20 protein-coding genes are annotated in these 24,710 nt (G+C 59.3%); 10 read left to right on the plus strand and 10 right to left on the minus strand.

Translation table 11 applies throughout. The features are described from left to right. Positions 1-86: 86 nt before the first annotated feature. Both ACKF11_RS10900 and ACKF11_RS10905 read left to right on the plus strand, forming a co-directional pair. Positions 87-773: a response regulator transcription factor gene (locus tag ACKF11_RS10900; protein WP_407997071.1), complete on the plus strand. Its 687-nt coding sequence runs from the start codon at positions 87-89 to the stop codon at positions 771-773. Positions 774-775: 2 nt separating this feature from the next. Further along, positions 776-2,173, plus strand: a complete 1,398-nt coding sequence (locus ACKF11_RS10905; RefSeq protein ID WP_407997072.1) for a sensor histidine kinase — start codon at positions 776-778, stop codon at positions 2,171-2,173. Positions 2,174-2,295: 122 nt separating this feature from the next. Here the strand turns inward: ACKF11_RS10905 and ACKF11_RS10910 are convergent, their stop codons facing one another. From ACKF11_RS10910 to ACKF11_RS10920, 3 genes are read right to left on the minus strand one after another with little or no spacing between them, the layout of a single operon-like run. Then, positions 2,296-3,504, minus strand: coding sequence for a glycosyltransferase family 4 protein (locus tag ACKF11_RS10910; protein ID WP_407997073.1), 1,209 nt, complete (start codon positions 3,502-3,504; stop codon positions 2,296-2,298). Position 3,505: 1 nt separating this feature from the next. Continuing rightward, a complete protein-coding gene (locus ACKF11_RS10915) occupies positions 3,506-3,898 on the minus strand; it encodes a YchJ family protein (protein ID WP_407997074.1) in 393 nt (130 codons plus the stop codon). Positions 3,899-3,903: 5 nt separating this feature from the next. Continuing rightward, positions 3,904-5,478, minus strand: coding sequence for a peptide chain release factor 3 (locus ACKF11_RS10920; protein ID WP_407997075.1), 1,575 nt, complete (start codon positions 5,476-5,478; stop codon positions 3,904-3,906). Between the two features lie 257 nt (positions 5,479-5,735). Between ACKF11_RS10920 and ACKF11_RS10925 the strand changes: the two genes are divergently transcribed. The 4 genes from ACKF11_RS10925 to ACKF11_RS10940 are packed head-to-tail and all read left to right on the plus strand — an operon-like array spanning position 5,736 to position 9,550. Then, entirely contained in the window at positions 5,736-6,356 is a 621-nt protein-coding gene (locus ACKF11_RS10925; RefSeq protein WP_407997076.1) for a biliverdin-producing heme oxygenase, read from the plus strand. Continuing rightward, entirely contained in the window at positions 6,331-8,502 is a 2,172-nt protein-coding gene (locus ACKF11_RS10930; RefSeq protein ID WP_407997077.1) for an ATP-binding protein, read from the plus strand. Before ACKF11_RS10925 ends, ACKF11_RS10930 begins: the two co-directional genes overlap by 26 nt. A 15-nt stretch (positions 8,503-8,517) precedes the next feature. Then, on the plus strand, positions 8,518-8,883 hold the full coding sequence (locus ACKF11_RS10935) for a response regulator (RefSeq protein WP_407997078.1): 366 nt from the start codon (positions 8,518-8,520) through the stop codon (positions 8,881-8,883). Between the two features lie 19 nt (positions 8,884-8,902). Continuing rightward, positions 8,903-9,550: a hypothetical protein gene (locus ACKF11_RS10940; RefSeq protein WP_407997079.1), complete on the plus strand. Its 648-nt coding sequence runs from the start codon at positions 8,903-8,905 to the stop codon at positions 9,548-9,550. Positions 9,551-9,554: 4 nt separating this feature from the next. Here the strand turns inward: ACKF11_RS10940 and ACKF11_RS10945 are convergent, their stop codons facing one another. Continuing rightward, on the minus strand, positions 9,555-10,280 hold the full coding sequence (locus tag ACKF11_RS10945; protein WP_309565558.1) for a Crp/Fnr family transcriptional regulator: 726 nt from the start codon (positions 10,278-10,280) through the stop codon (positions 9,555-9,557). Between the two features lie 67 nt (positions 10,281-10,347). Next, on the minus strand, positions 10,348-11,043 hold the full coding sequence (locus ACKF11_RS10950) for an MBL fold metallo-hydrolase (RefSeq protein ID WP_510338917.1): 696 nt from the start codon (positions 11,041-11,043) through the stop codon (positions 10,348-10,350). A gap of 396 nt (positions 11,044-11,439) precedes the next feature. On the opposite strand from ACKF11_RS10950, the gene mtlD reads away from it, so the two are divergent. Together mtlD and ACKF11_RS10960 are read left to right on the plus strand one after the other, a co-directional pair. Next, positions 11,440-13,626 (plus strand): bifunctional mannitol-1-phosphate dehydrogenase/phosphatase, encoded by a 2,187-nt coding sequence (gene mtlD / locus ACKF11_RS10955; protein ID WP_407997081.1) that lies wholly within the window; start codon positions 11,440-11,442, stop codon positions 13,624-13,626. Positions 13,627-13,701: 75 nt separating this feature from the next. After that, positions 13,702-14,058, plus strand: coding sequence for a protein tyrosine phosphatase family protein (locus ACKF11_RS10960; RefSeq protein ID WP_407997082.1), 357 nt, complete (start codon positions 13,702-13,704; stop codon positions 14,056-14,058). 73 nt (positions 14,059-14,131) lie between these two features. On the opposite strand, the gene acs is transcribed toward ACKF11_RS10960, so the two are convergent. After that, the gene (gene acs, locus ACKF11_RS10965) at positions 14,132-16,096 is read right to left on the minus strand and encodes an acetate--CoA ligase (protein ID WP_407997083.1); all 1,965 of its coding nucleotides are present in this window, start codon (positions 16,094-16,096) and stop codon (positions 14,132-14,134) included. 99 nt (positions 16,097-16,195) lie between these two features. Here acs and glnE point away from each other — a divergent pair, with 99 nt between their 5' ends. Next, positions 16,196-18,940 carry a bifunctional [glutamate--ammonia ligase]-adenylyl-L-tyrosine phosphorylase/[glutamate--ammonia-ligase] adenylyltransferase gene (gene glnE, locus ACKF11_RS10970; protein ID WP_407997084.1) on the plus strand — a complete coding sequence of 915 codons (2,745 nt, stop codon included), beginning with the start codon at positions 16,196-16,198 and terminating at the stop codon, positions 18,938-18,940. Positions 18,941-19,051: 111 nt separating this feature from the next. Here glnE and ACKF11_RS10975 read toward each other — a convergent pair whose 3' ends face one another. The 3 genes from ACKF11_RS10975 to ACKF11_RS10985 all read right to left on the minus strand — a co-directional run bounded on the left by ACKF11_RS10975 (position 19,052) and on the right by ACKF11_RS10985 (position 21,794). Further along, positions 19,052-19,675, minus strand: coding sequence for an HD-GYP domain-containing protein (locus ACKF11_RS10975; RefSeq protein ID WP_407997085.1), 624 nt, complete (start codon positions 19,673-19,675; stop codon positions 19,052-19,054). A 131-nt stretch (positions 19,676-19,806) separates the two neighbouring features. Continuing rightward, positions 19,807-20,352 carry a DUF3828 domain-containing protein gene (locus tag ACKF11_RS10980; RefSeq protein WP_407997086.1) on the minus strand — a complete coding sequence of 182 codons (546 nt, stop codon included), beginning with the start codon at positions 20,350-20,352 and terminating at the stop codon, positions 19,807-19,809. A gap of 125 nt (positions 20,353-20,477) precedes the next feature. Then, complete coding sequence (locus tag ACKF11_RS10985; RefSeq protein ID WP_407997087.1) at positions 20,478-21,794, minus strand: PQQ-dependent sugar dehydrogenase; 1,317 nt, start codon at positions 21,792-21,794, stop codon at positions 20,478-20,480. Positions 21,795-21,907: 113 nt separating this feature from the next. On the opposite strand from ACKF11_RS10985, the gene ACKF11_RS10990 reads away from it, so the two are divergent. Beyond that, positions 21,908-23,041, plus strand: a complete 1,134-nt coding sequence (locus ACKF11_RS10990) for a methyltransferase (protein WP_407997088.1) — start codon at positions 21,908-21,910, stop codon at positions 23,039-23,041. Here the strand turns inward: ACKF11_RS10990 and ACKF11_RS10995 are convergent. Continuing rightward, entirely contained in the window at positions 23,038-24,657 is a 1,620-nt protein-coding gene (locus ACKF11_RS10995; protein WP_407997089.1) for a Na/Pi cotransporter family protein, read from the minus strand. The two genes, ACKF11_RS10990 and ACKF11_RS10995, sit on opposite strands and share 4 nt — an antisense overlap. Positions 24,658-24,710: the final 53 nt, after the last annotated feature.

Below are 24,710 nucleotides of genomic sequence, written 5' to 3' on the forward strand. Positions count from 1 at the left end.
AGGCGGCCGGGCATGTCGCCGGCATAGGCGAATCGTTATGATGTGATTGCAAAAATACTATTCAACATCTCAGCATTCAGAATCTTATGGTTAAAGTACTATTGATCGACGACGACGTGGAGCTGGTCAACCTGATCAGGGAATACCTCGTGCAGGAGGGGTTTGACGTGGAGTGCGCGCACGACGGCGAAACCGGGGTCGTCTATGCCGAGTCGCTCAAGCCGGCGCTGATCGTGCTGGATGTCATGATGCCCAAGCTCAACGGCATAGAGGTGCTGCGGCGCATTCGCGCCTCCAGCAACGTGCCGGTCTTGATGCTCACCGCCAAGGGCGATGATGAGCACCGGATTGTCGGCCTGGAGCTCGGGGCCGACGATTACGTGCCCAAGCCCTGCACCCCGCGAGAGTTGGTGGCGCGCATCCGCGCCATCCTGCGCCGCATCGTGCCGACCGACCAGCAGCCGCAGGCCCATCATATCGCCGTGGGGCCGTTGACGCTCTGGCCGGAGCGGCGTCTGGTAGAGTGGGCGGGCCAGCCTGTGAACCTGACCAGCACCGAGTTCAACCTGCTGGAGGTCCTGGTCAGGCAGGCAGGGCGCGTGGTCAGCAAGAGTGATCTCTCGACACTGGGCCTGGGACGTCCATTGTCGCGCTTTGACCGCACCATCGACGTGCATTTGAGCAGCATACGCCAGAAGCTGGGTACGCTGGCCGACGGCCGTCAATGCATCCAAACCGTCTACCGCATGGGTTACCAGCTGATCAAAGAATAGCCATGGGCCGCCTGTTCTGGAAATTCTTCACCTTTTTCGTGCTCGCACAGATGGCCTCCATCATCGGGGTGAGCCTGTTTTTCTGGATTTCCGCGCAGCAGCAGGCCAGCGAAAGGCAGGCGCGTGAATTGCTGCGCAGCGGGCCGATGGAAATGGCATTGCTGGAAGCGGCGAAAGGCGCCTTGCATTATGGCGGGGAGGCCGGGTTGTCGGATTTGTTGCGGCTATGGTCGCAGCGGCAGATGCCCCAGGTTTTCGCCGTCGATGAGGCTGGGCAAGAACTGTTGCAGCGTTCCTTGCCTACTGGCATCGAGGAAATATTGCGTTCCGGGCGCGGGGTTGCCGTCGGGCATGATAGCCAAGGCAAGTCCATCCGCCTGTTCACGCTGGACGGGCGCCGCATGGGTCCCGGCTTCGGCGCTATGCCTCCCCCACAGCCAATGTACGGAGATCGCCGTCCTCCAGGGCCGCCCGGCAGAATGGGCGGGCCACCCGATCCGCACGGCCCGATGTTTCCCTGGACGCCGGTATGGGCAGGCCTGATTGCCAGCCTGGTGTTTGCCGCATTGCTGGCCTGGTATGTTTCCAAGCCGATCAAGGAGTTGCGCGGCGCGTTTGCACGCGTGGCTGGAGGCAACCTCAAGGACAAGGTCAGCCCGGCCATGGGCAGGCGGCGCGACGAGTTGGCAGACCTGGGGCGTGGTTTCGACCGCATGACCGAGCAGCTGCATGCCCTCATGCGGGGGCAGAAACGTCTGTTGCATTACGTCTCGCATGAAATGCGCTCCCCGTTGGCGCGCCTGCAGATGGGTATCGGCCTTGCCAAGCAGAATCCGGAACGGCTGGGGGACACCCTGGACCGCATCGAGATGGAATCTATGCGCATGGATAAATTGCTGGGCGAGGTGTTGGAGCTGTCCAGGCTCGAGTCGGGCATCATGGCGGTGAAGAAGGAAAGGATTATGCTCAGCGAGTTGCTGGAAGGCGTGGTCGAGGATGCGCGTTTCGAAGCTTCGGCCAAGCATGTGGATATCCAGAGCCGGATAGAGGCGGACGCTGAAATAGAGGCGCAGCCTGATCTGTTGTACCGCGCGCTGGAAAACGTGCTGCGCAACGCCATCAAGTACAGTCCCGACTATAGCGAGGTCAGCCTGGAGACCCAGCGCAGAGATGGGGGCCTGGCGGTGCTGGTGTCGGATCGTGGGTCTGGCATTCCTGAAACCGAGCTCGACAATATTTTCCAGCCATTCTACCGCGCCGATAGCGCTGGCAACGTCAGCGGGCACGGCCTGGGGCTGGCCATCACCAAGCAGGTGCTGGACCTGCACGGCGGCAAGATCAAGTTGCAAAACCGCCAGGGCGGCGGCTTGGTGGTGGAAATCTCGTTGCCGGTGGCTTGAGCATGCCTGGCTGGCTATACTCTATGCCTTGGGTTCGCCAACAACGCCCAGTGAGGCGATTCTGCCGCAAGCAGGAGCACAGCAGGCAGAGCGACATCATCAGAAGGACTTTGTCAGCGCCCTTATAGCAGTTCGTTGAACAGTTGGCGGTAGGCCGAGATGCCTTGGCTCAACGGGTAGCGCTCAATGATGGTGGCGCGTGCGGTGTCGCGCATGGCTTGCAGTTTGTCTGGCGCTGCAAATACCCGGTCTATGGCATCCGCGAGTTGCTCGTCGGAGAAGAAATCCACCAGCAACCCGTTCTCTTCATGGCGAATTACTTCCTCCACCGGCGCGGTGCGCGAGCCTATCACCAGGCAGCCGGCGGACATGGCTTCCAGCATCGACCATGACAGCACGAAAGGCACGGTGAGGTAGACGTGCGCTGCGGACACTTGCAGCACGCGCAGGTATTGCTGGTAGGGCAGCTTGCCGAGGAAGTGCACCCGGCTGAGATCCAGGCCTGGCACTTCCTGCAATAGCTTTGCCCGGTAGGTTTCCCCCGGCGGTAGCTTGCGGCCGTAGCTGACGTCGTCGCCTCCTACGATCAATACATGGCACTTGGGCCTGCGCCTGAGAATTTCCGGCAAGGCGCGCATGAATACGTGAAAGCCGCGGTAGGGTTCTAGGTTACGCGACACATAGGTGATCACTTCGTCCTTGCGTGTGAGCCTCAGGCCGGAACCGAGCTGCAACCAAGCAGTGGGGTCGGGGTGGGCGGCATCGGTATTGATGCCTTCGTGGATCAGCCGGATTTTGTGCTGGTATTCCTGCGGGTAAAGGCTGCGTTGCCAAGCTGTGGGGCTGATGCCGATGTCGGCGGCATACAGCGAGAGCAGGTTGGTGATGTTCTTGGTGCGGATGCGCAGGAAGTCGTCCAGCGCGAGCGGGTATTCGGGGTCGAAACCGGCATCGGCGCCTTTCGTTTGGTAAAAGAACTCGAAGAACGTGACCAGCGGCACGCCGGGATAGATGTCCTTGGGGTAGATCGCCTCGCCCCAGCCCATATGGGCGACGATGATGTCGGGCCGGTAGCCCTTTTCTTTCAAATGCAATAGCGCGCGAGCGACGCTTTGGCCGCGGATCACATGTTCTTCCACGGGCGCCAGGTAGGCATGCACGCCCTGGGTGGCGGCGCGTGCCGGCTTGTACTCCATGCGCTGCACGCCCTGCATGCCGGGGGCATGGGCTTCGCACAGGCTCAGCACTTGATGTCCACCTTCATCGACCAGGGATTGGGCAATATGGCGGAATTGCCCGGGGAAGTTCTGGTGGATGAAGAGGATATTCATGTCAGTCCTCGATGAAGTCGCCGTCAACGTACAGCCATTGTCCATGTTCGCGCACAAAGCGGCTGTTCTCGTGGAGTTTCTCCGCCTTGCCGTTTACCTTGTAGCGGGCAATGAACTCGACAATAGCGCGGTCGCCGCCGGTTGCCTCATGCTGTACGATTTTGAGGCCTAGCCATTTCGGTGGCTGGGCACCCGCTTCGTCCTGCAAGGAGCCTGGACGAGTAGAGGGGTGCCAGGTATGCAGCAGGTAATCATTCAGACCTAACGCATAGGCCGTGTAGCGCGAACGCATGAGCGCTTCGGCGTCGGGCGCGGGCTCTCCCTGGTGCCAGCGCCTGCAGCACCGCTTGTAGGCAGTGCCGCTTTCACAAGGGCAAGGGTCGCTTGGTTTCATCGGGCTCAGAAAATCTCGCGGGTTTCGAGGAACTCGATGTCGGGGTAGCGTTCCTGCGCCATTTGTAGGTTGACGCGGTTGGGCGCGAGATAGACGTATTCCTCGTTGCCGTCCAGCGCGACATTGAAGCCGTACTTGTCGGCAATCGCCTTGAGGTCTGCATCCGAACCGCGCATCCAGCGTGCAGTGGCGCAATCGTAACTCTCGAACGCGACATCCACGCCGTATTCATGTTCGAGGCGGTGCGCTACCACGTCGAACTGCAACAGGCCGATGGCGCCGAGGATCAGGTCGTTGGAAAGTAAAGGGCGGAACAACTGCGAAGCGCCTTCTTCGGCAAGCTGTTTGAGGCCGATCTGCAATTGCTTCATCTTCATCGGGTTCTTGATGCGTGCGCGGCGGAAATATTCAGGCGCGAAGGATGGAATGCCGATGAACTTGAGGTTCTCGCCTTCGGAAAAAGTATCGCCGAGCTTGACCGTGCCGTGGTTGGGGATGCCGATGATATCTCCGGAATAGGCCTCGTCCATGGTGGTGCGGTCTTGCGCCATGAAGGTGATGGCATTGTTTACCGACAATGTCTTGCCGCTTGCGACCTGCTTGATCTTCATGCCGCGCTCGAAGCGGCCCGAGCAGATGCGCAGGAAGGCGATGCGGTCGCGGTGCTTGGGGTCCATATTCGCCTGGATCTTGAACACGAAGCCGGAGAATTTTTCCTCCTTGGGGTCAACGCTGCGGCTGGCGGTATTGCGCGGCAGAGGTGAGGGCGACAGGTCGACAACGGCGTCGAGCAGCGACTGCACGCCGAAGTTGTTGATGGCGGAACCGAAGAACACCGGCGTTTGCTTGCCATCGAGGTAGGCCTGCTTGTCGAACGCATTCGAGGCGCCACGCACCAATTCGACATCCACGCGCAGATCGTCGGCTTGCGAGCCGATCAATTCGTCCAGGCGCGGGTTGTCCAGGCCCTGGATGATTTCGGCCGTGCCTTTCTCCGCATGCGGGTCGAAGAAGCTGATGGTGTCGTTGTACAAATGGTAGACGCCGCGGAAGCTCTTGCCCATGCCGATCGGCCAGGTCATCGGGGCGCATTGCATGCCCAGCGTGGATTCAATCTCATCGAGTAGTTCGATCGGCGCGCGCGATTCGCGGTCCAGCTTGTTGATGAAGGTGAGGATGGGCGTGTCGCGCATGCGGCAGACGTTGAGCAGCTTAATGGTCTGCGCTTCCACGCCATTGACCGAGTCGATCACCATGACGGCGGAATCCACGGCGGTAAGCGTGCGGTAAGTGTCTTCCGAGAAATCGTCGTGGCCTGGTGTGTCGAGCAGGTTGATCATGTGTTCGCGATAGGGGAACTGCATGACGGAGGAGGTGACGGAAATGCCGCGCTGCTTTTCCAGCTCCATCCAGTCCGAAGTGGCATGGCGTGCCGCCTTGCGTCCACGCACTTCACCAGCCACCTGGATGGCGCCGCCGAACCAGAGCAGTTTTTCGGTGAGCGTGGTTTTACCCGCATCCGGGTGGGAGATGATCGCAAAGGTGCGGCGGCGTTGGACTTCTGAGCTGAAACTGGACATATCTAATATTGGGGATTTGGGCAAAAGGCTTATTTTACCTTTTTGCGCGGCAGTTCCGTTTTTATTTATGTTTTCGCGGGTATGATGCCGTGCTTGCTGCGCTCACTACAAAAAGTAATGAAAAGATGATAAAAACATAACGTCGCTGCAAGGGGGTAAGATATACGTCATCGACATTCATTATGTGAAAAGACATATTGCTAAGTATATGGTTTTTCTATAATCCACTTGCAGCTTATAAAAACCAGGGGGGCAGCGTGAGTAACAATAACAATCAGGCTCTAGAGGTTTTATCAAGGTTGAGGCAGGCCATCGCCGCACTGCATCGAAATATCGACAGTGCGTTGCCGTTAGCTGGCATTGCCCCCAGCCAGCAGGATTATATCGCCCACTTGAAACTCAGCTACCGCTGGTTGGCCGGGGTGAACGCGGTATTGGCCGGCGTGAGCGGTTTTTCCGCAGCGATGCTGGGCTATAACCGCTTGTGCATAGACGCATTGCGGCAAGACCTGGAATCGGCGCATATGCTCGAAGATGCGGAGTCCGAGGACATGGCCGGCTTTAGCCTGCCGGCAGGCCCAGGAGTGCCATGGGGCGTCCAGTATGTCATCGAGGGCTCTTATCTCGGGGTCAGCGTGCTTTACCAGCGCCTGCGCCACATGCAATCCCCTTCCTGCCCGATGCATTTCTTCTCTGCGCGCAGCCAGGCAAGCGCAGGCCGGTGGCGAACGTTCCGGTCGACGATCGAACAGGTATTGGATAACGAGCAGACGTTGCAGGAAGCCGAGCAGGGCGCTATCGAGGCGTTCCATTATTTCTCGTTGGTCATGCAGTCTGCAACCAAGGAGCGGGATGAGCCTCGCCAGCGTTACGCTTGATAATTGCGACCAGGAGCCCATCCACATCCCGGGTCTGATCCAGCCGCATGGCGTGCTGCTGGCCTTTGATTTCGAGGGGCACCTGCGCCACTACAGCAGCGGCGCCAACGCCGTGCTGGGCGCCCTGCCCAAGATCGGCGAAGTGTTGCAGCCTTCCCACATGCCGCATGCTGCCGCTGCCTATCAATTGATCAAGGAATACACGCAGGACGTGGTGGTGATCGAGGGCCTGGCACAGACCCATGAGCTGGAAGTGCAGGGCCGGAAATTCGACCTGGTGCTGCATGTAAACCAGAGATGCATCATTGCCGAGTTCGAGTTGCGCCTCAACGGCGACAAGAACATCAATATTTATTCCGTGAAGGCGCAGAAAGCGATCAATGCGATCAAGAGCCAGCGCAGTATAGAAAGCCTGCTCAACGTCGCTGCCGAGGAGTTTCGCGGCCTGACCGGGTTCGACCGCGTGATGGCTTACCGCTTCGGCCATGATGACAGCGGCGACATCGTGGCCGAAGCGAAGCGCGAGGATCTCGACAGCCTGGTCGGCAGGCGCTATCCCGCAAGCGACATCCCTGCCCAGGCAAGGCGCATGTACGTGGAAAACACCCTGCGCCTGATTGCTGACGTCGACGGCCAACCGGTGCCGGTTGTCAAGGCTGCGGATACGCCGCCGCTGGACATGAGCCGCAGCGTGCTGCGCAGCGTGTCGCCCATCCATATCGAATACCTGCGCAACATGGGCGTCGGGGCTTCCATGAGCGTTTCGATCGTGCTCAACGGCAAGCTCTGGGGCATGATGGCCTGTCACCATATGTCCGCGTACCAGGTGCCGTATTCCGTGCGTATGGCCTGCGACGTGCTCTGCCATATCCTCGCCAGCGCCATCCAGCATATTGAAACGCGCTTGAGCGCGGACAGGCAGATTGCCAGCAGCCACCACCGTGCGAGCCTGGTGATGAAATTTCTCGAATCCGACGACCTGTCGACGGCGCTTTTTTCCAGCTTGGATCGTCTCAGGGAACTGATTTCCTGCGACGCCATGGTGGTCAGCTACGGCGATAAAACCTATGCGACGGAAGGCATCCCGCAGGAACTCGGGCGCCAGCTGGTGCAATGGCTCAACCAGGGGCTGGAGGCCAGGGATTTCTACCATGTTTCCACTCTTGCTGAAATGCCGCCGGTGCTGGATGCCTTAACCGAAAGGTTCTGCGGCTTGCTGGCCTTCAACATAGACAAGGTGAATGCCAGCTGGGTCGTATTGTTGCGGCGTGAGCAAATCCATACCATCAGCTGGGGCGGCAAGCCGGAAAAGCATTACAAGCCAGGCCCGCTCGGGCCAAGGCTGACGCCGCGCGGCTCGTTTGACGAATGGAAGGAAACCGTCAAGGGCCAAGCCGAACCCTGGAGCGCTGCCGACCTGGCTGACGCCCGCGACCTGCAGCACGAGCTGCTCAAGGTGTGCAATGCGCGCAACGCGGAAACCGAGCGGACGCGCCTGCAACTCATGGCGATCCTGGGGCATGATTTGCGCGATCCCTTGAATTCCATCAGCATGGCGGCACAATTGATGGAAATGCAGTCCGGCTCCTCACGCATGAGCGCCCGGATCAAGAATTCAAGCAGCCGCATGCAGCGCCTGGTGAACCAGGTGCTGGACATGGCACGTCTGCAAACAGGGCTGGGCCTGAACCTGGGTTTTATCGAGACGGATGTTTCCGCGCTGCTGCATGACCTGGTGGAGGAAAACCTAACGGCCTATCCCGACGTCAGCATGGAAACGGACATCGAGACCCAGGTCACGGCGCAGGTCGACCCTGACCGGGTCGCGCAGGCGATCGCCAACCTGATCAGCAATGCGCGGCACCATGGCGAATCAGGCCGCCGGGTGAGGGTGAGGATGTGGCGCGCCGGGCATGCGTTCAATATCAGCGTGCATAACGCGGGCGCGCCGATCGATGCGGGCGCGGTGGAAGGCCTGTTCAACCCGTTCAAGCGGCAGGAACAGCTCAATATGCGCAACCGCAACGGTCTCGGCCTCGGGCTCTATATCGCCAACGAGATTGTGAAGGGGCATGGCGGCGAAATCAGCTACCGTTACCAGGACGGGGAAATTGTATTCAATGTGGAGTTACCGCTACGCAAGTAGCGAAAAGGAGCAGGATTGAACAGGCAAGTGCGGCAGGCATTGATTATCGAGGATTACCAGGCAGCGGCGGAAACTTTCAAGGAGCTGCTGGAGATGCTGGGTTGCGAAGCGAATTATGTCATGGCGGGCGCAGAAGCGCCGCAGGCGCTTTCCCAGCGTGATTACGACGTGGTGTTCATGGACTTGAACCTGCCTGACATCCCGGGCGTCGCGCTGGTCAAGCAACTGAGGGCCTTGGCTGCCGGCCGGATGCCGAAGTTTGTCGCCGTCAGCGGCTATGCCGAGGCCGAGCTGGGAAAGGAGGCTAGCGACTTGTTTGACTTCTACCTGGAGAAGCCGCTGGATATGAATAACTTGGAACGCATATTGCAATCCTTTTGACTAAGCCATGGATTCTCCAATGACAATACAACAGCAGGAGTGGCTGGTGGCCGGCATCAAGCATGAGATATTCATGCGGATTTTCCCGACATTGCGGCATGGCCTTGTCGGGCCGATCTCCATTGCCCGCATGAGCGCTTCCATCGTCAGGCGCCTGTTGTCGAAAGGCGAGAGCAGCAAGGCAGCGCTGGGCGAGCCGGTGGAGCGCATCGATCAGCAGCTGGCCGAGGCGGTGACCGGCATCCGCGCCTTGCAGGCATGGGAGCCGGAAGCCAGCGGCCTTGCCATCCCTGCCGAGATATTGCGTCAAGGCATTGCGCTGATGACGGCGCCGTTGGCTTTGCGCGATATCAAGATGGACTATGTGCCCAGCGATATCCAGGATCTTGAAGAGGTGCGGCAGCAACCGTTTCTCTATGCATGGCTTGCCTTGCTGTGCTATTTCGAAGACCAGCTGAACGAGCCTGCGACCTTGCGCCTCGAGCAAAAGGAGCCCAGGTCCATGTGCGTCCAGATCACCCGGCCTTTTTACGACGTCAATCAGGCAAAAGGCAAGGTCAAAGCCCATGCGCGCATCATTGACAAGTTTGCGTTGGAGGCTGTCGCAAATGCCGGCGGGTTTCGCCTGAAATTCGGCCAGGAGTGGGCCAGTTTCAGTTGGACATAACAGCCTAGCAAAGCAAGGGCCGGGGCTTGAGCGGCGCATAGAAATAATCCGCGAGGCTGGCCAGCATTTTTTCATCGTAGATAGTCAGCGAATTGTTGTTGATGCTGTGCAGCCCGAGCTTTTCCAGTTTGCGCAAGGTCTTGTTGGTATGGGCGAGCGATAGCCCCAGCGAGTCGGCGATTTCCTGTTGCGTCAATGGAAAGGGAATCGTTTTTCCAGGCGTGGGGTAGATGGATTTATAGCGTTTGTAGAGATGCAACAGCAGCATGGCAATTTTCTCCTGACCATTGCGCGCGCCTACGTTGACCAGGTTGTCGTCGACGATTCTCTCTTCTTGCGCGCATAGCCAGGTGATATCGTATGCCAGCGAAGGGTGATGCTCGTAAAGCGACCAGAGCCTGTTCTTGTCCAGTTCGCATAGGGTAACGGGCGTCAGGGATTGCACGCTGCTGTCGCTGTTGTCCAGCAGGTTCTGCTGCAATCCGATCAAATCTCCGGGCAACAGGAAATTGAGGATCTGGCGGTTGCCGTTCTTCAAGGCGCGGTAGCGGTAGGCCCAGCCGTCAAGCAAAGTGTAAAGCTGTGTCGAGCTGGTGCCTTCTTCCACGATCAACTTGGCGGCCGGCAAAGTGAGTTGGCGCTGCTTGAGTTGTTCGATAAAAGCGATTTCCTCAGGCCGGTGGGTTTTAAAGGCTTTTTGTTGCCGCAGGTACTCGCTCATTGTATCCATAAATATTTCCTCGTGAGAGTGGTTGTAGCCAGGAAGGCCTTTGTGCGCCCGCTTTATCAATGCCTGCTCACCCGTGTGGCAGGGACTCTATCCCCAGCCTGCGGTTGGCTGGCACCGCAATGTCGATCATCTCGGGCTTTGGCAGGTCGAGCGCGTGCATGATGGCAATGAATTCTTCACGGGATTTTCCCGCAAGCCTCGGATTGATGGCCTTTTCCTGGCCTATGGCGCTGACGCGATAGCCCTGGTAATCATGCCCTGGATAGACCAGCGTTTCGTCTTGCAAGGTGAAGAGCTTTTGTGTGATGCTGTCGTAGAGCGTGCCGGCATCGCCACCCTGGAAATCGGTCCGCCCGCAGCTGTTGATCAGCAAGGAATCTCCAGTGAATACACGGCCATCCACCAGGTAACTGACGCTGCCCGCCGTGTGACCCGGGGTCGCGAGCACGTGGATGATGTGGTGCCCCAGGCTGAGCTGGTCCCCATGCTGCAGTTGCAGGTCTGCAGGCAAGGCATTGCAACGGCTGCCAATGCCCGTGAGCGTATTGGTTTCCTGCCGCAGCAGGCCGCTGGCCGTAATATGGTCGGCATGCACGTGGGTTTCCAGGGAGTATTTCAGCACCAGGCCATATTGTTCCAGCAATGTAAGGTAGTGCTGGAACCCTGAATCCACAGGATCGATCAGCAATGCTTCCTTGCTGGATTCATCGCCGAGCAGGTAGGTATAAGTGGAGGATTCCTGGTCAAACAGTTGCCTGAATATCATTGAGGTTCCTTTCTTGATTGTTATCGGTTGATCCTCGAGGCAAGTATTTCAACTCAAACTGACACTGTAGGAGACAACGGTTTGCCGGACTATGTTCCTGGCCGGCATCCGTCTCATCAGCTTTTTACGTAGCCGCACCAAAAATTTTTCCAGCGTTATGGCAGGCTGCGGAAACATATCGTAAAAGGAATGAAATGTTGTCTCAGTCCTACAAATAAGCCGCTTTCCAGATAGTTAGGTTCCTTCCGAATTCTGGATATCCCGCGTCGCATCAGATTGAATCGAAAGACCAAATAGCCGAGCAGTAACGAAAAATATGTTATGGTAAAAAAGTCATCATTCATTTCACACTCGAGGTGAACCCCCATCATCAATCAGCGTTAAGGATTTTTAATGATTTTCAAGGAAAGACTTATCCATGCCGCCATATTCGATATGGACGGCACCATGTTCGATACCGAACGTCTTCGATTCACCACCATCAAGCAAGCTTCCGCCGAGCTATTCGGCGAAACCATCAGCGACGAAATCCTCATTGGATCCCTGGGCCTGAGCGCCAAGAAGGCGGAAGAGCTCGCCAAGAGCCGCTATGGCGAGGGGTATCCATATGCCGCGATCCGCAAGCGCGCGGACGAGCTGGAGCTGGCGCACGTGCGCAAGCATGGCGTGCCGGTCAAGCCGGGGCTGTATGAAATCCTCGAGCGCCTCAAGCGCAACGGCCTGTTGATGGCGGTGGCCACTTCAAGCCGCCGTGCGATTGCCGAGGAGTACCTGATCAACGCCAACGTCATGAAGTATTTCGACATCACGGTCTGCGGCGACGAGGTAAAGCAGGGCAAACCGCATCCTGAGATATTCCGCACCGCGGCCAAGGAGCTGAATTGCCTGCCCGAGCATTGCCTGATGTTCGAGGATTCGGAAAACGGCCTGCGTTCCGCCTCGGGAGCCGGCGGCCTGCCGATATTGATCAAGGATATCAAGGAGCCTCGGCCCGAGATCAAGCAACTGGCCTACCAGGCTTACGACCGCATGCCGGATTTTCTGGCCGACCTGGTCAGGTTTACGCCCAACCTGCCCAAGCCAAAATTGACGGATGCGTTCCCGCAAACCATCAACAACATGCGTGCCGGCATCCATGGCTTCGGCGCCATGGGCGGCGGTTACCTGGCGCAGATATTCTCGCATTGGGACGGCTATACCCGGCCTTATGAAATCATCGGCGCTAGCAACAATACGACCCTGCGCAGCTTGGTCAATGCATTCGGCAAGTACGACGTGCACTACAGCAACCTGGCTTTCCGCCAGACCATAGACCGCATCCGCTTGATCGACATGGCGGACGAGGCGGCAGTGTGCGAGATGTATGCGGTTTCGGAAATCGTCGGCCTGTGCCTGCCGGAATCGGCCATCAAACAGCAGGCGGCGATGATTGCCAAAGGGCTGATCGCACGCTACCAGAACGGGGCGGGCTCATTGACCATCCTGGTCGTACTCAACAAGCTGAGCGGGGCGGCATTTGTCCGGCGGCAAGTGAGGGAAGCCATGCTGCGCATGCTGGAGGGGCCGCAGGCAGAGCAGATCATGGAAATGGCGTACTTTACAGAAACGGTCGTCAACCGCATGGTGTCAAAAATACCGAAAGAAATTCTCTTGAAGCAGGCCAGGATTAATTTCGCTAGTTTTGAAAAGCACACCCAGCAAAAGGCATTGGCGCCTGGCGGTAGTGCAGCACCTATGCACCAGGAGTCCATCCTTCTGGCCGAGCCGGGGCTGGGCAAGATCGTGAGCCAGTTGCGGCATGCCTCGCACCTCAACCGGGCATTGGACCAACTGGGGGTCACCCTGTTTGAAAGCGGTCCCGACATGGTGCTCTACGCCAAGAAGGGCGGCAAGATACTGGAACGCCTGCGCCAGGTGCAGACCGTGGATAATATTGCCGAGATCCAGGCGATCAAGAACCGGCTCCTGAACGGCACGCACGCCATCATTGCCTGGTATGCCAGCCTGCTGGGCTACCAGACCATCGGGCAAGGCATGGGCGACGAGCGCGTCGTCATGCTGGTGAAACGCCTGGTGAACAACGAGATCAAGCCCGCCATGCTGCAGGAAAACCCGGCACTGGCGGAATACATCAACACTTCGTTCGTCAACAGCTTCATCGCGCGCTGCAAGGCTTCGTTCAAGGACCCGTGCCGCCGCATCGGGCGCGACCCTCTGCGCAAGCTGCAACGCAAGGAGCGCATCATGGGCAGCATCGAGCTGGCTGCGCGCCATGGCATTCCAACCCCCATGCTGGAGTTCGGCGCTGCGCTGGGCATTTTGTATTCGTTGCGCCTCATCACGCCCGAGGACAAGGAATGCCAGCGCATCAAGGCCTTGTTCGAGGAGAACGCTTCCGTTGCCGATGTGCTGGCCTTCAGCGGCGACTACCACGGCAAGCCCTACCAGGGCTTGGACCCGCAACAGGATGCGGCATTGATCGAACGTATCGCCGAGCATCTGCGGCAGTTGACCAATCCTGCCTCGGCCCACTGGCAATGGCCGCTGAGCTATAACTACGCGGAAGAGCTGGCGTCCTGATCGCCAGCCGATATCAAGGAGGCCCCGCCTCCTGTGGTATATTTGGCATTACCTTACAGGAGGAAACACAGGAAGATGACGCTTACCACCAAGACCATCAGCGACCAGTTCAGCAGTTGTCCGCAATTGACAGTCGACCAAGTGGCAGAGGCCTCTGCCGCCGGCTTCAAGACCATCATCAACAATCGCCCGGATGGCGAGGGTGGCGCCGAGCAGCCCAGCAGCGAGGAAATCCGCCAGGCTGCCGAAGCCAATGGCCTCCAGTACGTGCATATTCCTGTGGTGCCCGGCCAGTTGACTTATGCCCAGGTGGACGAGCTGGCCGGACTGCTACCCAGCCTGCCGATGCCGATCCTGGGGTTTTGCAAGCTTGGGACGCGCGCGGTCAATATCTATCAGCAGGCGTTGGCCAAGCATGAGCAGCAAGAGTGAACAATAAGTAAGCTGGAACACTAAAAAAACGGCATCCCTGGATGCCGTTTCTATTTTTAATGTGACAAAGTTTCTAACCTGCTGCCTGTTTGAGTTGTTCCAGGATGGCAGGGTTGTCCAGCGTGGAAATATCCGAGGTGATTTCCTCTCCCCTGGCGAGGGAGCGCAGCAGGCGGCGCATGATCTTGCCCGAGCGGGTCTTGGGCAGGTTCTCGCCGAAACGGATTTCATCCGGCTTGGCGATCGGGCCGATTTCCTTGCCGACCCAATCGCGCAACTGTGCCGCGATGGCCTTGGCGGCATCGCCTTCAGGGCGCTCGCCCTTGAGCACCACGTAGGCTATGATCGACTCGCCCTTGATGTCGTGAGGCTTGCCTACAATCGCGGCTTCGGCGACCAGCGGATTGGCGACCAGCGCGGACTCAATTTCCATGGTGCCCAGGCGGTGGCCGGAGACGTTGAGCACGTCGTCGATGCGGCCCATAATCCAGAAATAGCCGTCCTCGTCGCGGTGCGCGGAGTCGCCGGCCAGGTACAGGCCCTTGAGTTCCTCGGGGAAATAGGCTTTCCTGAAGCGTTCTGGGTTGCCCCAGATGTTGCGGATCATCGAGGGCCAGGGCTTTTTCACGACCAGCAGGCCGCCGCCTGTGCCTTCGATATGCGTGCCGTCTTCTTCGACGATATCCACGATGATGCCGGGCAGGGGGCGGGTGCAGGAGCCGGGCTTGAGATCAACGGCGCCGGGCAGCGGGGCGATCATGTGCGAGCCGGTCTCGGTCTGCCACCAGGTATCGGCGATCGGGCAGCGCTCCTTGCCGACCACCTTGTGGTACCACATCCAGGCTTCGGGGTTGATCGGTTCGCCCACGGTGCCAAGCAGGCGCAGGCTCGAGAGGTCGTACTTGTTCGGCAGGTCGCCGCCCAGCTTGATCAGCGAGCGGATGGCGGTGGGGGCGGTGTAGAAAATGCTGACCTTGTGGCGCTCTATCATCTGCCAGAAACGGCCCGCATCAGGATAGGTGGGCACCCCCTCGAACACCACTTGGGTGCTGCCGAGCGCCAAGGGGCCGTAGGCGACGTAGCTGTGGCCGGTGATCCAGCCCACGTCGGCGGTGCACCAGAAGATATCCGTGGCTTTGTGGTCGAACACCCATTTCATGCTCATGATGGCGCCGAGCAGGTAGCCCCCGGTGGAGTGCTGGACGCCCTTGGGCGTGCCAGTGGAGCCGGAAGTGTAAAGGATGAACAGCGGGTGCTCGGCATCCACCCAGGTAGGTTCGCAATAGTCGCTCTCGGCTGCTTCGACTTCATGCCACCATAAGTCGCGTTGCGGGTTCCAGGCAATATCAACGCCTGTGCGCTTGTAGACGATGACTTTCTCGACGGCTTCGCAGCCGCCCAGGGCCAATGCTTCGTCAACCGCCGGCTTCAGCGCTACCGGCTTGCCGCCACGTACGCCGCCGTCGGCAGTGATGACCAGCTTGGCGCCGACATCGACGATGCGTTCATGCAGGCTCTTGGCGGAGAATCCGCCGAACACCACGGAGTGGATGGCGCCGATACGGGCGCAGGCCTGCATGGCGACGATGGCTTCTATGCTCATGGGCAGGTAGATGATGACGCGGTCGCCTTTGCCGATCCCTTGCTTTTTCAAGGCATTGGCGAAGCGGCATACGCGCTGGTGCAGCTCCTTGTAGCTAATGTTCGCGATGTCGCCATTGTCCGCTTCGAAGATCAGGGCGATCTTGTTGGCGCGTTTTTCCAGGTGGCGGTCTATACAGTTGTAGGAGGCATTGAGCCTGCCGTCGGCAAACCAGCGATAGAACGGAGCGTTTGATTCGTTCAGCGTTTCAGTGAAGGGGGTCTGCCAGGTGATTTCCTGCCGGGCAAGATTGGCCCAGAAGCCGGTGTAATCCTGCTCAGCCGCATCGCACAAGGCCTGGTAGCCTGATAAACCCGACACGGTGGCGGCTTGGCGGAATGCTTCATGCGGCGCGAAAACGCGCGTTTCCGTCAGCACGGATTCAATGGACGACATAAATGCTCCTTCAAAACTCTATAATGAGGCGATGCTATCGGTGCCAAGGCACCCGTAACGTTAGGAAACGAATTATAACATTTCATTTACAATTTCAAGATGCGCACACTATCACAGATTTTGCAGACAGATACAGACTTATCGCAGAATGAACAATATTTGCTGCACGCCGCCAAGTGCAGCCCGTTCATTGCCAGGCTGGTCAATAGCGATGCGAGGCTGCTGCCTGAGCTGGATGCAACTTTGCACCAGGCATGGACAGCCGCGGAAATGCAGGCATGGCTGGATAGCCAGGATGTGGTGGATGATGCCAGCCTCAAGCGCGCATTGCGCAAGCTGCGCCAGCGCGTCATGCTGCGCCTGATTGTGCGCGACCTCAACGGCCTCGGGGGACTGGACGAAGTGATGCTAGTGGTGAGCGCATTGGCGGAGATCAGCCTGCAATTCGCCTTGTTTCACATTACCCCCTGGCTGGAAGCGCAGTATGGCGAACCTATCGGCGAGGAAAGCGGCGAGCGCCAGCATTTTACAGTGGTGGGCATGGGAAAGCTGGGCGGGCACGAACTCAACGTCTCTTCGGACATCGACCTCATCTTCGCGTTTGCCGAGGATGGCGAAACCAACGGCGCCAAGTCGATCGGCAATGTCGAATTCTTCACGCGGCTGGCCAAGCGACTGATCGCGGCGATCGACGAGATCACCGAGGACGGCTTCGTCTTCCGCGTCGACATGCGGCTGCGGCCTTACGGCTCGGAAGGCCCGCTGGCTTGCAGCTTTGCGATGCTGGAAGAGTACTACCAGAACCAGGGGCGTGAATGGGAGCGTTATGCCTGGATCAAGGGCAGGGTGGTCGCGGGGCCGGATCAGGGCTTGAGCGAATTGCTGCGGCCTTTCGTATTCCGCAAGTATCTCGATTTCGGCGCGTTTTCCTCCATGCGCGATCTCAAGGTGCAGATACAGCGCGACGTCAACCGGCGCGACATGCACGACAACATCAAGCTGGGACGCGGCGGCATCCGCGAGGTGGAATTCATCGCCCAGGTGTTCCAGTTGATCCGCGGCGGCCGCGATGCCAGCCTGCAGATCAAGCCTACCTTGTCGGTGTTGCGCCTGCTCGGGGAAAAGGGCCTGCTGCCCGCGAACGCGGTGCAGGAGTTGAAGCAGGCCTATATTTTCCTGCGCAACCTGGAGCACAGGCTGCAATACCTCGAGGACACGCAAACCCAGGATTTGCCGGTGAACGAGGAAAGCCGTCAACGCATCGCGTTGGGCATGGGATTCGGGGAATGGAGCGCTTTCCTCAAGGTGCTCGAGCAGCACCGCAGCGTGGTGCAGCGGCATTTCGAGGAAGTGTTCAGCGACCCTGCGGAAGAGCGCTCCGAGCAAGAAGTGCCGCTACAGCGCGAAGCGGCCTTGTGGCGGCGGATGGTAGAAGGCGAGGAGGCGGTCGAGGCCATGGCGCAGCTCAATTACCAGGAACCGGCGGAAACGTTGCGCAAGCTGCTCAGCCTGCACGACAGCCCGCGCTACAAGCAATTGCCGGAACTCAGCCGGCAGCGTTTCGATACCCTGATTCCGCTGGCGATCAAGGAGGCGGCGCAGGAGTCCAATCCGGACCAGGCGCTGATCCGGGTCGCCGACCTGCTGGACAGCATCTGCCGCCGCGCGAGCTACCTTGCGCTGCTGGCGGAATATCCCTCGGCGCTGACGCTGGTGACGCGCATCGTCAGCGCCAGTCCATGGCTTGCGCAATACCTGACCCTGCACCCGATACTGCTGGACGAATTGCTCGATACGCGCAACCTCTATGCTGCACCCGATTTTGCCGCTATGCATGCGGACCTGGAGCAGCGGGTGAGGCTGCTCTCCGGCGATGTGGAGCGGCAAATGGATGAAATGCGGCATTTCAAGCATGCCGCCGTGTTCCGCTTCGCTGCCAAGGACGTGGCGGGAGAGCTTGCGCTGGAGACGCTATCGGATTACCTGAGCGCACTGGCGGACATCATATTGGACGTGGCCATCAAAGCCATCTGGCCCAGCCTGCGCCACCGTCACCGCGAAGACCCCCTGTTTGCCGTCATCGGCTACGGCAAGCTGGGCGGCAAGGAACTGGGCTACGCTTCCGACCTGGATATCATCTTCCTTTACGACGATGAAGCGCCAGAGGCCGGCGAGGTGTATGCCAAGCTCGGGCAGCGCGTCAACACCTGGCTCAGCAGCATGACCCCGGCCGGTACCCTCTATGAAACCGACATGCAGTTGCGTCCGGATGGGGCGAGCGGGCTGCTGGTGAGCTCGGTGCAAGCGTTTGAAACCTACCAGCAGGAAAAGGCCTGGGTCTGGGAGCACCAGGCGCTGACGCGGGCCAGGTTTTGCGCAGGCAGCCAGGAGATCGGCGCCATCTTCGAGCGCATCCGCGAAACCGTGTTGCGCCAGCCGCGCGACAAGCAGGTACTCGCGGCCGAAGTCGTGGCGATGCGGCATAAGATGCACCAGGCCCATCCCAACCATGGCGAATTGTTCGACCTGAAGCATGACCGCGGCGGGATTGTGGATGTCGAGTTCATCGTGCAATACCTAGTGTTGGCACATGCGCCGCAATATCCCGAGCTGACGCGCAACCTCGGCAATATCGCATTGCTCGACATCCTGGGCGGTCTGGGCCTGGTGGATGCGGCGTTGGCGCACGAAGTGGCGCAGGCATATCGCGATTACCGGCGCCGCCAGCATGCCATCCGGCTGCAGGGAGACCAGAAGGCGCGCGTGCCGCTGGCAAAGGTGGAGCAGGAAGTGTCAGCCGTACGGCGCTTGTGGCAACAGGTGTTTGGCGAGGAGGGCGGCTAGTGGGCTAGGTGCCTAGTTGTTTAGAGCGACTAACAAAACTCGGCTAGGCGCTCTGTCGCAGACAGTACAAGCGATACGGCAACGACGGCAGGAGAGTGTTGTTAACTGCTCTTAGTCCACGCGCGCCTGGCTATACGCGATTACCCGCATGAATCGGGAGAGTACGTCGGGGTCGGCCTTGATGCCCTCCTCCGAAGCCAGGATACCTATGATCTCGCGATGCGAGCGCGCCCGGTGGTAGGGCCGCGTCGTCGCCATCGCGTCATAGGCGTCGGCGATCAGCATGATGCGGGAAGCCAGCGGAATTTCGTCGCCGGATAAGCCGTCCGGGTAGCCGCTGCCGTCGAAGCATTCGTGGTGATGGCGGATGATGTTGGCGACTTGATGCGCCTGGGGGTGCAGGGTATTGCGGAACAGGCGCTCGCCCTTCACGGGGTGCATCTTCATGATGCGCCATTCCTCGGCATCCAATGGCCCGGGCTTGAGCAGGACGCTGTCCGGGATGCCGATCTTGCCGATGTCGTGAAACCGCGCGCCCACGGCAATCAGGTCAAGCTCCTTCTGGCTCAATTCGCATGCCACGCCAATCTCGTGGGCGAGCAGCGAGACCCGGTCGCAATGCTGGTGGGTATAAGCATCCCGCTCATCCAGGGCGATGAACAGCGCCTGTGTGGATTCGGCAAGATAAGACTCGAAAGAGGAGGGAGCGACTGCGGTCGATGCACTATATGCCAAAACCGATCCCCTGAAAGCGCGTTGCAGGTAGTGCTACTATCAATCTAAATCCGTTTGAAGCTAAATATTACGTAACCTAAACACTAGGTGCGTACATTAACATAGGCATCTATTGATTGAAATAGCTGAATTCAGCAGGCGGGATTCTTGTCGATGATGGATTGCAGGCTCTTGCTGGCTTTCTGCGCGGCAAACGGGGCGTGGTATTCGATATCGTAAATCATCCACTGGCCGTTTTCCTTGCGTAGGATGACCTCGTCATCCCAGCGCTGCACCTTGCCGTCTTTTTCCAGGATGAAATGGACGGTCGACTGGCGCCCGAATTGGTTCGGGATGCTCGGCTCGATAGTAAAGCTGGTAAAGCCGGCATCGTTGGAAGTGAACAAGTCGCCGTTGGACCATGGCGTGACCTTGCCCCTGGTCCGGCAGCGGTGCTGCTCGCGCAGCGAGATATAGAAAATGCGGTGCAATTTCGGGATGAAATGCTGCGAAATCGCATCGAGCTGCTGCATATTCGGCAAGCCCACTACCTTGTCGTTTTTCTGCAAGGCGGCATAGTCGTCGAAAAAACGTATTGCCGCTTCCCGTGCCTCGTCCTTTTCCGGTTTTGCCGCATTGACCGGCAAGGTACCCAGCAAGCTGAGGCCGAGTGCAATGGAGAGAAATTGCCTGATCATGTTATGCGGCTCCGGTTAATGCAGCGACGAGTCAAGATGGCGCATTAGAGCATGTCGGGAAAAGTGCAGGCAAGCCCTGATTAGGGCTTGCCGCTAGATCAGGAAAAAATCCGTACCGCGCCTCATTAATTTGCTGACGACGATGACGTCACGCGCCAGACGGTATTGCCCACGTCGTCAGCTACCAGCAATGCGCCTTTCTGGTCCACCAGCACCCCTACCGGGCGGCCTTGCGCCTCGCCTTTCTCGTTCAGGAAGCCGGTGAGCACGTCGACAGGATAGTCGGAGGGTTTGCCGTCGGCAAAGGGCACGAACAACACCTTGTAACCACTGCTCGGCTTGCGGTTCCACGACCCGTGCTGTCCGACAAACATGCCGTTGGCAAATTGTTCAGGCAGCTTGTTGCCTTTGGCCGAGGCCAAGCCCAGTGAGGCCGTATGCGGGCCTAGCGCATAGTCGGGGGCAATGGCCTGGGCGACCAGTTCCGGCTTTTGCGGCTGTACGCGCACGTCGACATGGTCGCCATAATAGCTGTATGGCCAGCCATAGAAGCCCCCCTCCTGCACCGAGGTGATGTAGTCCGGCACCAGGTCGCTGCCGATTTCGTCCCGTTCGTTGACCGCGGTCCACAGCGCGCCGCTATCCGGCTCCCAGGCCAGGCCGTTGGGGTTGCGTAGGCCCGAGGCGAAAATACGGTGCTCGCCCGTCTTGGTATCCACTTCCCAGATGGCGGCGCGGCCTTGTTCGATGTCCATGCCGTTTTCGCCGATATTGCTGTTGGAGCCGACAGTGACGTACAGCTTGCTACCGTCCTGGCTGGCGATCAGGTTCTTGGTCCAGTGGTGGTTAAGGGGCAGGCCCGGCAGGGCAACCAGCTTGGTGGGCGGGGCGCTGATTTCGGTAGCGCCCTCCTGGTACGGGAAGGTCACCACGGCGTCTGCATTGGCAACGTAAAACGTATTGCCGATCAACGCCATGCCGAAAGGCGAGTGCAGGTCCTTGAGAAAGACCGAGCGCTGGTCGGCCACCCCGTCGCCGTCGGTATCACGCAATAGGGTGATGCGGTTGGCGCTCGGAGTGCCGGCACCGGCGCGCGCCATGAATTTCCCGGCAAACCAGGCGCGAAGGCTGAAGCTGCCTTCTTCCTTGGGAGGACTGTTGGTTTCCGCGACCAGAATATCGCCGTTGGGCAATTGGTAGAGCCAGCGGGGGTGGTCGAGGTCCTTGGCAAATGCATTGACCGCGGTGCCCTCCGCCGGCGTGGGTAAGGCCCCTTCGGCCCAGCCCACTGCAGTGGCGACATGCACCGTGGGAATCAGGCTGCTGCGTGGCTCCGGCAGCTCGGGCTTGGTGCCGGTGCCGGCGGAGACAGGCAGCTTGGCAACGTCGCCGCAGGCAGCGAGGGATAGTGTAAGCAAGGCAGGAAGCAATAGTCGATGCATGGTAATTGTCCTTTATGGCATCCGAGTCGGGGGCGGTCATGCTCTATAATGAGCGCTAGATTTATTTTGATTCTGCAGTTTAATGACGCATCTCGCATCAAGAAAGTTCTGATTTGAGCACATCCTCCCTCGCTGATACGCTTGTCCTCTGGCAGGAGGGCGAACAATCCCGCCAGGCGCTGTGGCGATCTGAAAACCATAGTAAGCCGCCGGCGCGGGTGCAAGTGGCGGATGACAGCATCAAGGCGGACCATGCCTACCGCTTGGCTTGCGAGGGTACGGCACTGCTGTGGCGAGGGGATTTCCAGAATGCCCGCCAACTGCTGCAGGCAATGGCGAGGCGGGTGGACCGCAAGCCTGCCAAGACTTCAGTCCAGCCCGTGGAAGCATTCAATCTGCACCGGCAAGCGCAGGCGCAGCGGGCGCGCGTGCTGGGCATGCTGCTGGTGGAGCTGGGCCAGGATTACACTATCGCCTTGCGCCGCGCGCCTGACGTGAGGGAAGCCTGCCTGCAGGCTTATGGCGCTGCGGATCAGCCATCCCTGATATCGTTGCGCGAATTGCAGGGGGTGGTCGGCGCATACGAATGGCGTAAGAAAGGCGTGGAGGTGGCAGCGCTGGGCGCCCGGATTCACCCGCATTACGGCGTGTTTTCGCCAGTGCGCGGCGAATATGTCGACCTGGTGGCCCAGGCGCCGTTGCCGGACAAAACACTGGCGTTCGACATCGGCACCGGCAGCGGCGTGCTGGCCGCGCTGCTGGCAAAGCGGGGCGTGCAGAAAGTCATTGCGACCGACCAGGATGCCCGCGCCCTGACCTGCGCGCGGGAAAATATGCAAAGGCTGGGTCTGGAGCCGCAGGTGGACGTGCTGGAATGCGACCTGTTCCCGCAGGGCCAGGCGCCGTTGATCGTCTGCAACCCGCCCTGGATACCGGCAAAAGCCAATGCCGCCATCGAGTATGCGATTTATGATCCCGCCAGTGCGATGCTCAAGGGGTTCCTCAATGGCGCCCCGGCCCATCTGACGCCTGGCGGGGAGGCCTGGCTGATCCTGTCCGATATTGCCGAGCACCTGGGGTTGCGCACCCGGGCGCAGCTGTTGGCAATGTTTGAAGAGGCCGGGCTCAAGGTGATCGAGAGGCTGGATATACGGCCGCGGCATGGCCGTGCCAGCGACCAGGCCGATCCGCTGCACCGGGCAAGGTCGGCCGAGGTCACGTCATTGTGGCGGCTCGCTGCCGTTTAGGCGGCGGCTTGCGGCTGGTCCGCATTTTCCATCGGTTCATCAACTGCCGGGGCTTGCTCGTCGAAACTGGCCTGTAGCTTATCGAACGCCAGCAGGGCCTTGGTCAATTGCTGGTTGAAGCGCCGCGTTTCCGCCAGCTTGAGCAGGTCGTCGCCCCCCGATTCCTGGCCTCGGCGTTCGTGCAGCACATCCTGGAAAATGAGCTGCTTTTTTTGCTGACGCTCGCGTACGAATTGCCGGTAGGCACGGCGCAACGCCGCCTGGTCAGGCGGCAACGGACTGCTGCTCAATGTCTGCCAGTAAGGGATTTCCAGTTCGAAAGCAGTCCGGTCTTGATCCAGGTGCCGCGCCAGGCTGGGCAGCAATTGCAGCGCCATGGAAAGGCGCAGCTGGTTCTGTACGAGCTGGTTGAGCAATTCGGCCTCTTCTGCCGACATGCTTTGCTGGGCAAGCTGCGCAATGTAGTGATGCAGGTTTTGCAGGATATGCTTGTTATCTTCCAGCAGCTGGCTGTCCAGTTCGTGCCGTTGCCCCATCATCAGCGCCAGGCGCGCGATCAATTGTCCGGCGCGCATGCCTTCCAGGCTCACGGCTTTGATCGCAAGGCTGGGGATTGCCAAACTGGATTGATCCAGGCTGAACGATCCCAGGTGGGTAGGCGTCTTGAACTTGGTTTCCAGCCAGCGTAGCAGCGGGGGCGTCAACGGGTACATGAGCACCACGCCCAAGGCATTGAACATGGTATGGAACAAGGCGAGGATGAATTGCGGCTGGGTGTCGTTGAATATCAGCTGGGCAATTTCCTGGATGCCCCAGAGCAGCGGTTTGAGCAGCAGCAGGGCCACGGTCGCGGTGAGCACGTTGAACAGCACGTGCAGGCTGGCAACGCGCTTGGCGGTTGCAGTGGCTGCCAAGGTCGCCAATAGTGCAGTCGATGTCGTGCCGACATTGGAGCCGATGACCACGGCAGCCCCGATCTCCAGCGGGACGGCGCCGGTCGATACCGCGGTGACGACGAGGGCGATGACCGCCAATGACGCCTGCATGACCACCGTGAGCAAAATGCCCGCCAGCATGGAAAGCAGGATGCCCCAGACGCCTAGGCTGGTGAGGTAGGCGAAGTCGACATTGACAAAGGCGGAGTCGAAGCTGGCCTTTAGGTAGCCCAGCCCGAGAAACAACAGCGCGAAGCCGGTAAACGCCTCTCCGATGCCTTGCCGGCGGGTTTGCTTGCTGAACAGCTTGAGCATGACGGCAATACCGAGGATGGGCAGCGCCAAGTCGTCCAGCTTGATGCTGCCGCCGACGACTGCCACCAGCCATGCGCTCAGCGAACTGCCCAGGTTGCTGCCGTAAATGACAAAGGCCGCGGCGGACAGCGAGAGGATGTTGGCATTGGCGAAGCCGATGGTCGCCACCGTAATCGCGGTGGAGGACTGTACCGCGAGCGTACTCGCGCCGCCGATGAAAATGCCTTGTAGCGGCGTGCCGGTCCAGCGTTGCAATAGTTGCATGAAGCTGGGGCCTGCCGCAGTTTTCAGGCCGCGCGTCATCCAGTCTATGCCCAGCAGCATGAGGCCGATCGCCCCCAGGCCCATGAAGAGATCAGACCACATTAAATTGTTGATGCCTCTGTATGCAGGGAAAACATTAGTTTAACCCGAAGTGA

This window comes from Methylobacillus draconifructus, from assembly GCF_045984385.1.
In the GTDB taxonomy this organism is placed as follows: domain Bacteria; phylum Pseudomonadota; class Gammaproteobacteria; order Burkholderiales; family Methylophilaceae; genus Methylobacillus; species Methylobacillus flagellatus_A.

Excerpts from the sequence above, each read along its gene's own strand:
- ACKF11_RS10940 (WP_407997079.1), top strand. The coding sequence starts at position 8,903 with ATGACAATACAACAGCAGGAGTGGCTGGTGGCCGGCATCAAGCATGAG.
- ACKF11_RS10910 (WP_407997073.1), bottom strand. The coding sequence starts at position 3,504 with ATGAATATCCTCTTCATCCACCAGAACTTCCCCGGGCAATTCCGCCAT.
- ACKF11_RS10930 (WP_407997077.1), top strand. The coding sequence starts at position 6,331 with ATGAGCCTCGCCAGCGTTACGCTTGATAATTGCGACCAGGAGCCCATC.
- ACKF11_RS10960 (WP_407997082.1), top strand. The coding sequence starts at position 13,702 with ATGACGCTTACCACCAAGACCATCAGCGACCAGTTCAGCAGTTGTCCG.
- ACKF11_RS10900 (WP_407997071.1), top strand. The coding sequence starts at position 87 with ATGGTTAAAGTACTATTGATCGACGACGACGTGGAGCTGGTCAACCTG.
- ACKF11_RS10995 (WP_407997089.1), bottom strand. The coding sequence starts at position 24,657 with ATGTGGTCTGATCTCTTCATGGGCCTGGGGGCGATCGGCCTCATGCTG.
- ACKF11_RS10915 (WP_407997074.1), bottom strand. The coding sequence starts at position 3,898 with ATGAAACCAAGCGACCCTTGCCCTTGTGAAAGCGGCACTGCCTACAAG.
- glnE (WP_407997084.1), top strand. The coding sequence starts at position 16,196 with ATGCGCACACTATCACAGATTTTGCAGACAGATACAGACTTATCGCAG.
- ACKF11_RS10980 (WP_407997086.1), bottom strand. The coding sequence starts at position 20,352 with ATGATCAGGCAATTTCTCTCCATTGCACTCGGCCTCAGCTTGCTGGGT.
- ACKF11_RS10985 (WP_407997087.1), bottom strand. The coding sequence starts at position 21,794 with ATGCATCGACTATTGCTTCCTGCCTTGCTTACACTATCCCTCGCTGCC.
- ACKF11_RS10905 (WP_407997072.1), top strand. The coding sequence starts at position 776 with ATGGGCCGCCTGTTCTGGAAATTCTTCACCTTTTTCGTGCTCGCACAG.
- ACKF11_RS10945 (WP_309565558.1), bottom strand. The coding sequence starts at position 10,280 with ATGGATACAATGAGCGAGTACCTGCGGCAACAAAAAGCCTTTAAAACC.
- mtlD (WP_407997081.1), top strand. The coding sequence starts at position 11,440 with ATGATTTTCAAGGAAAGACTTATCCATGCCGCCATATTCGATATGGAC.
- acs (WP_407997083.1), bottom strand. The coding sequence starts at position 16,096 with ATGTCGTCCATTGAATCCGTGCTGACGGAAACGCGCGTTTTCGCGCCG.
- ACKF11_RS10920 (WP_407997075.1), bottom strand. The coding sequence starts at position 5,478 with ATGTCCAGTTTCAGCTCAGAAGTCCAACGCCGCCGCACCTTTGCGATC.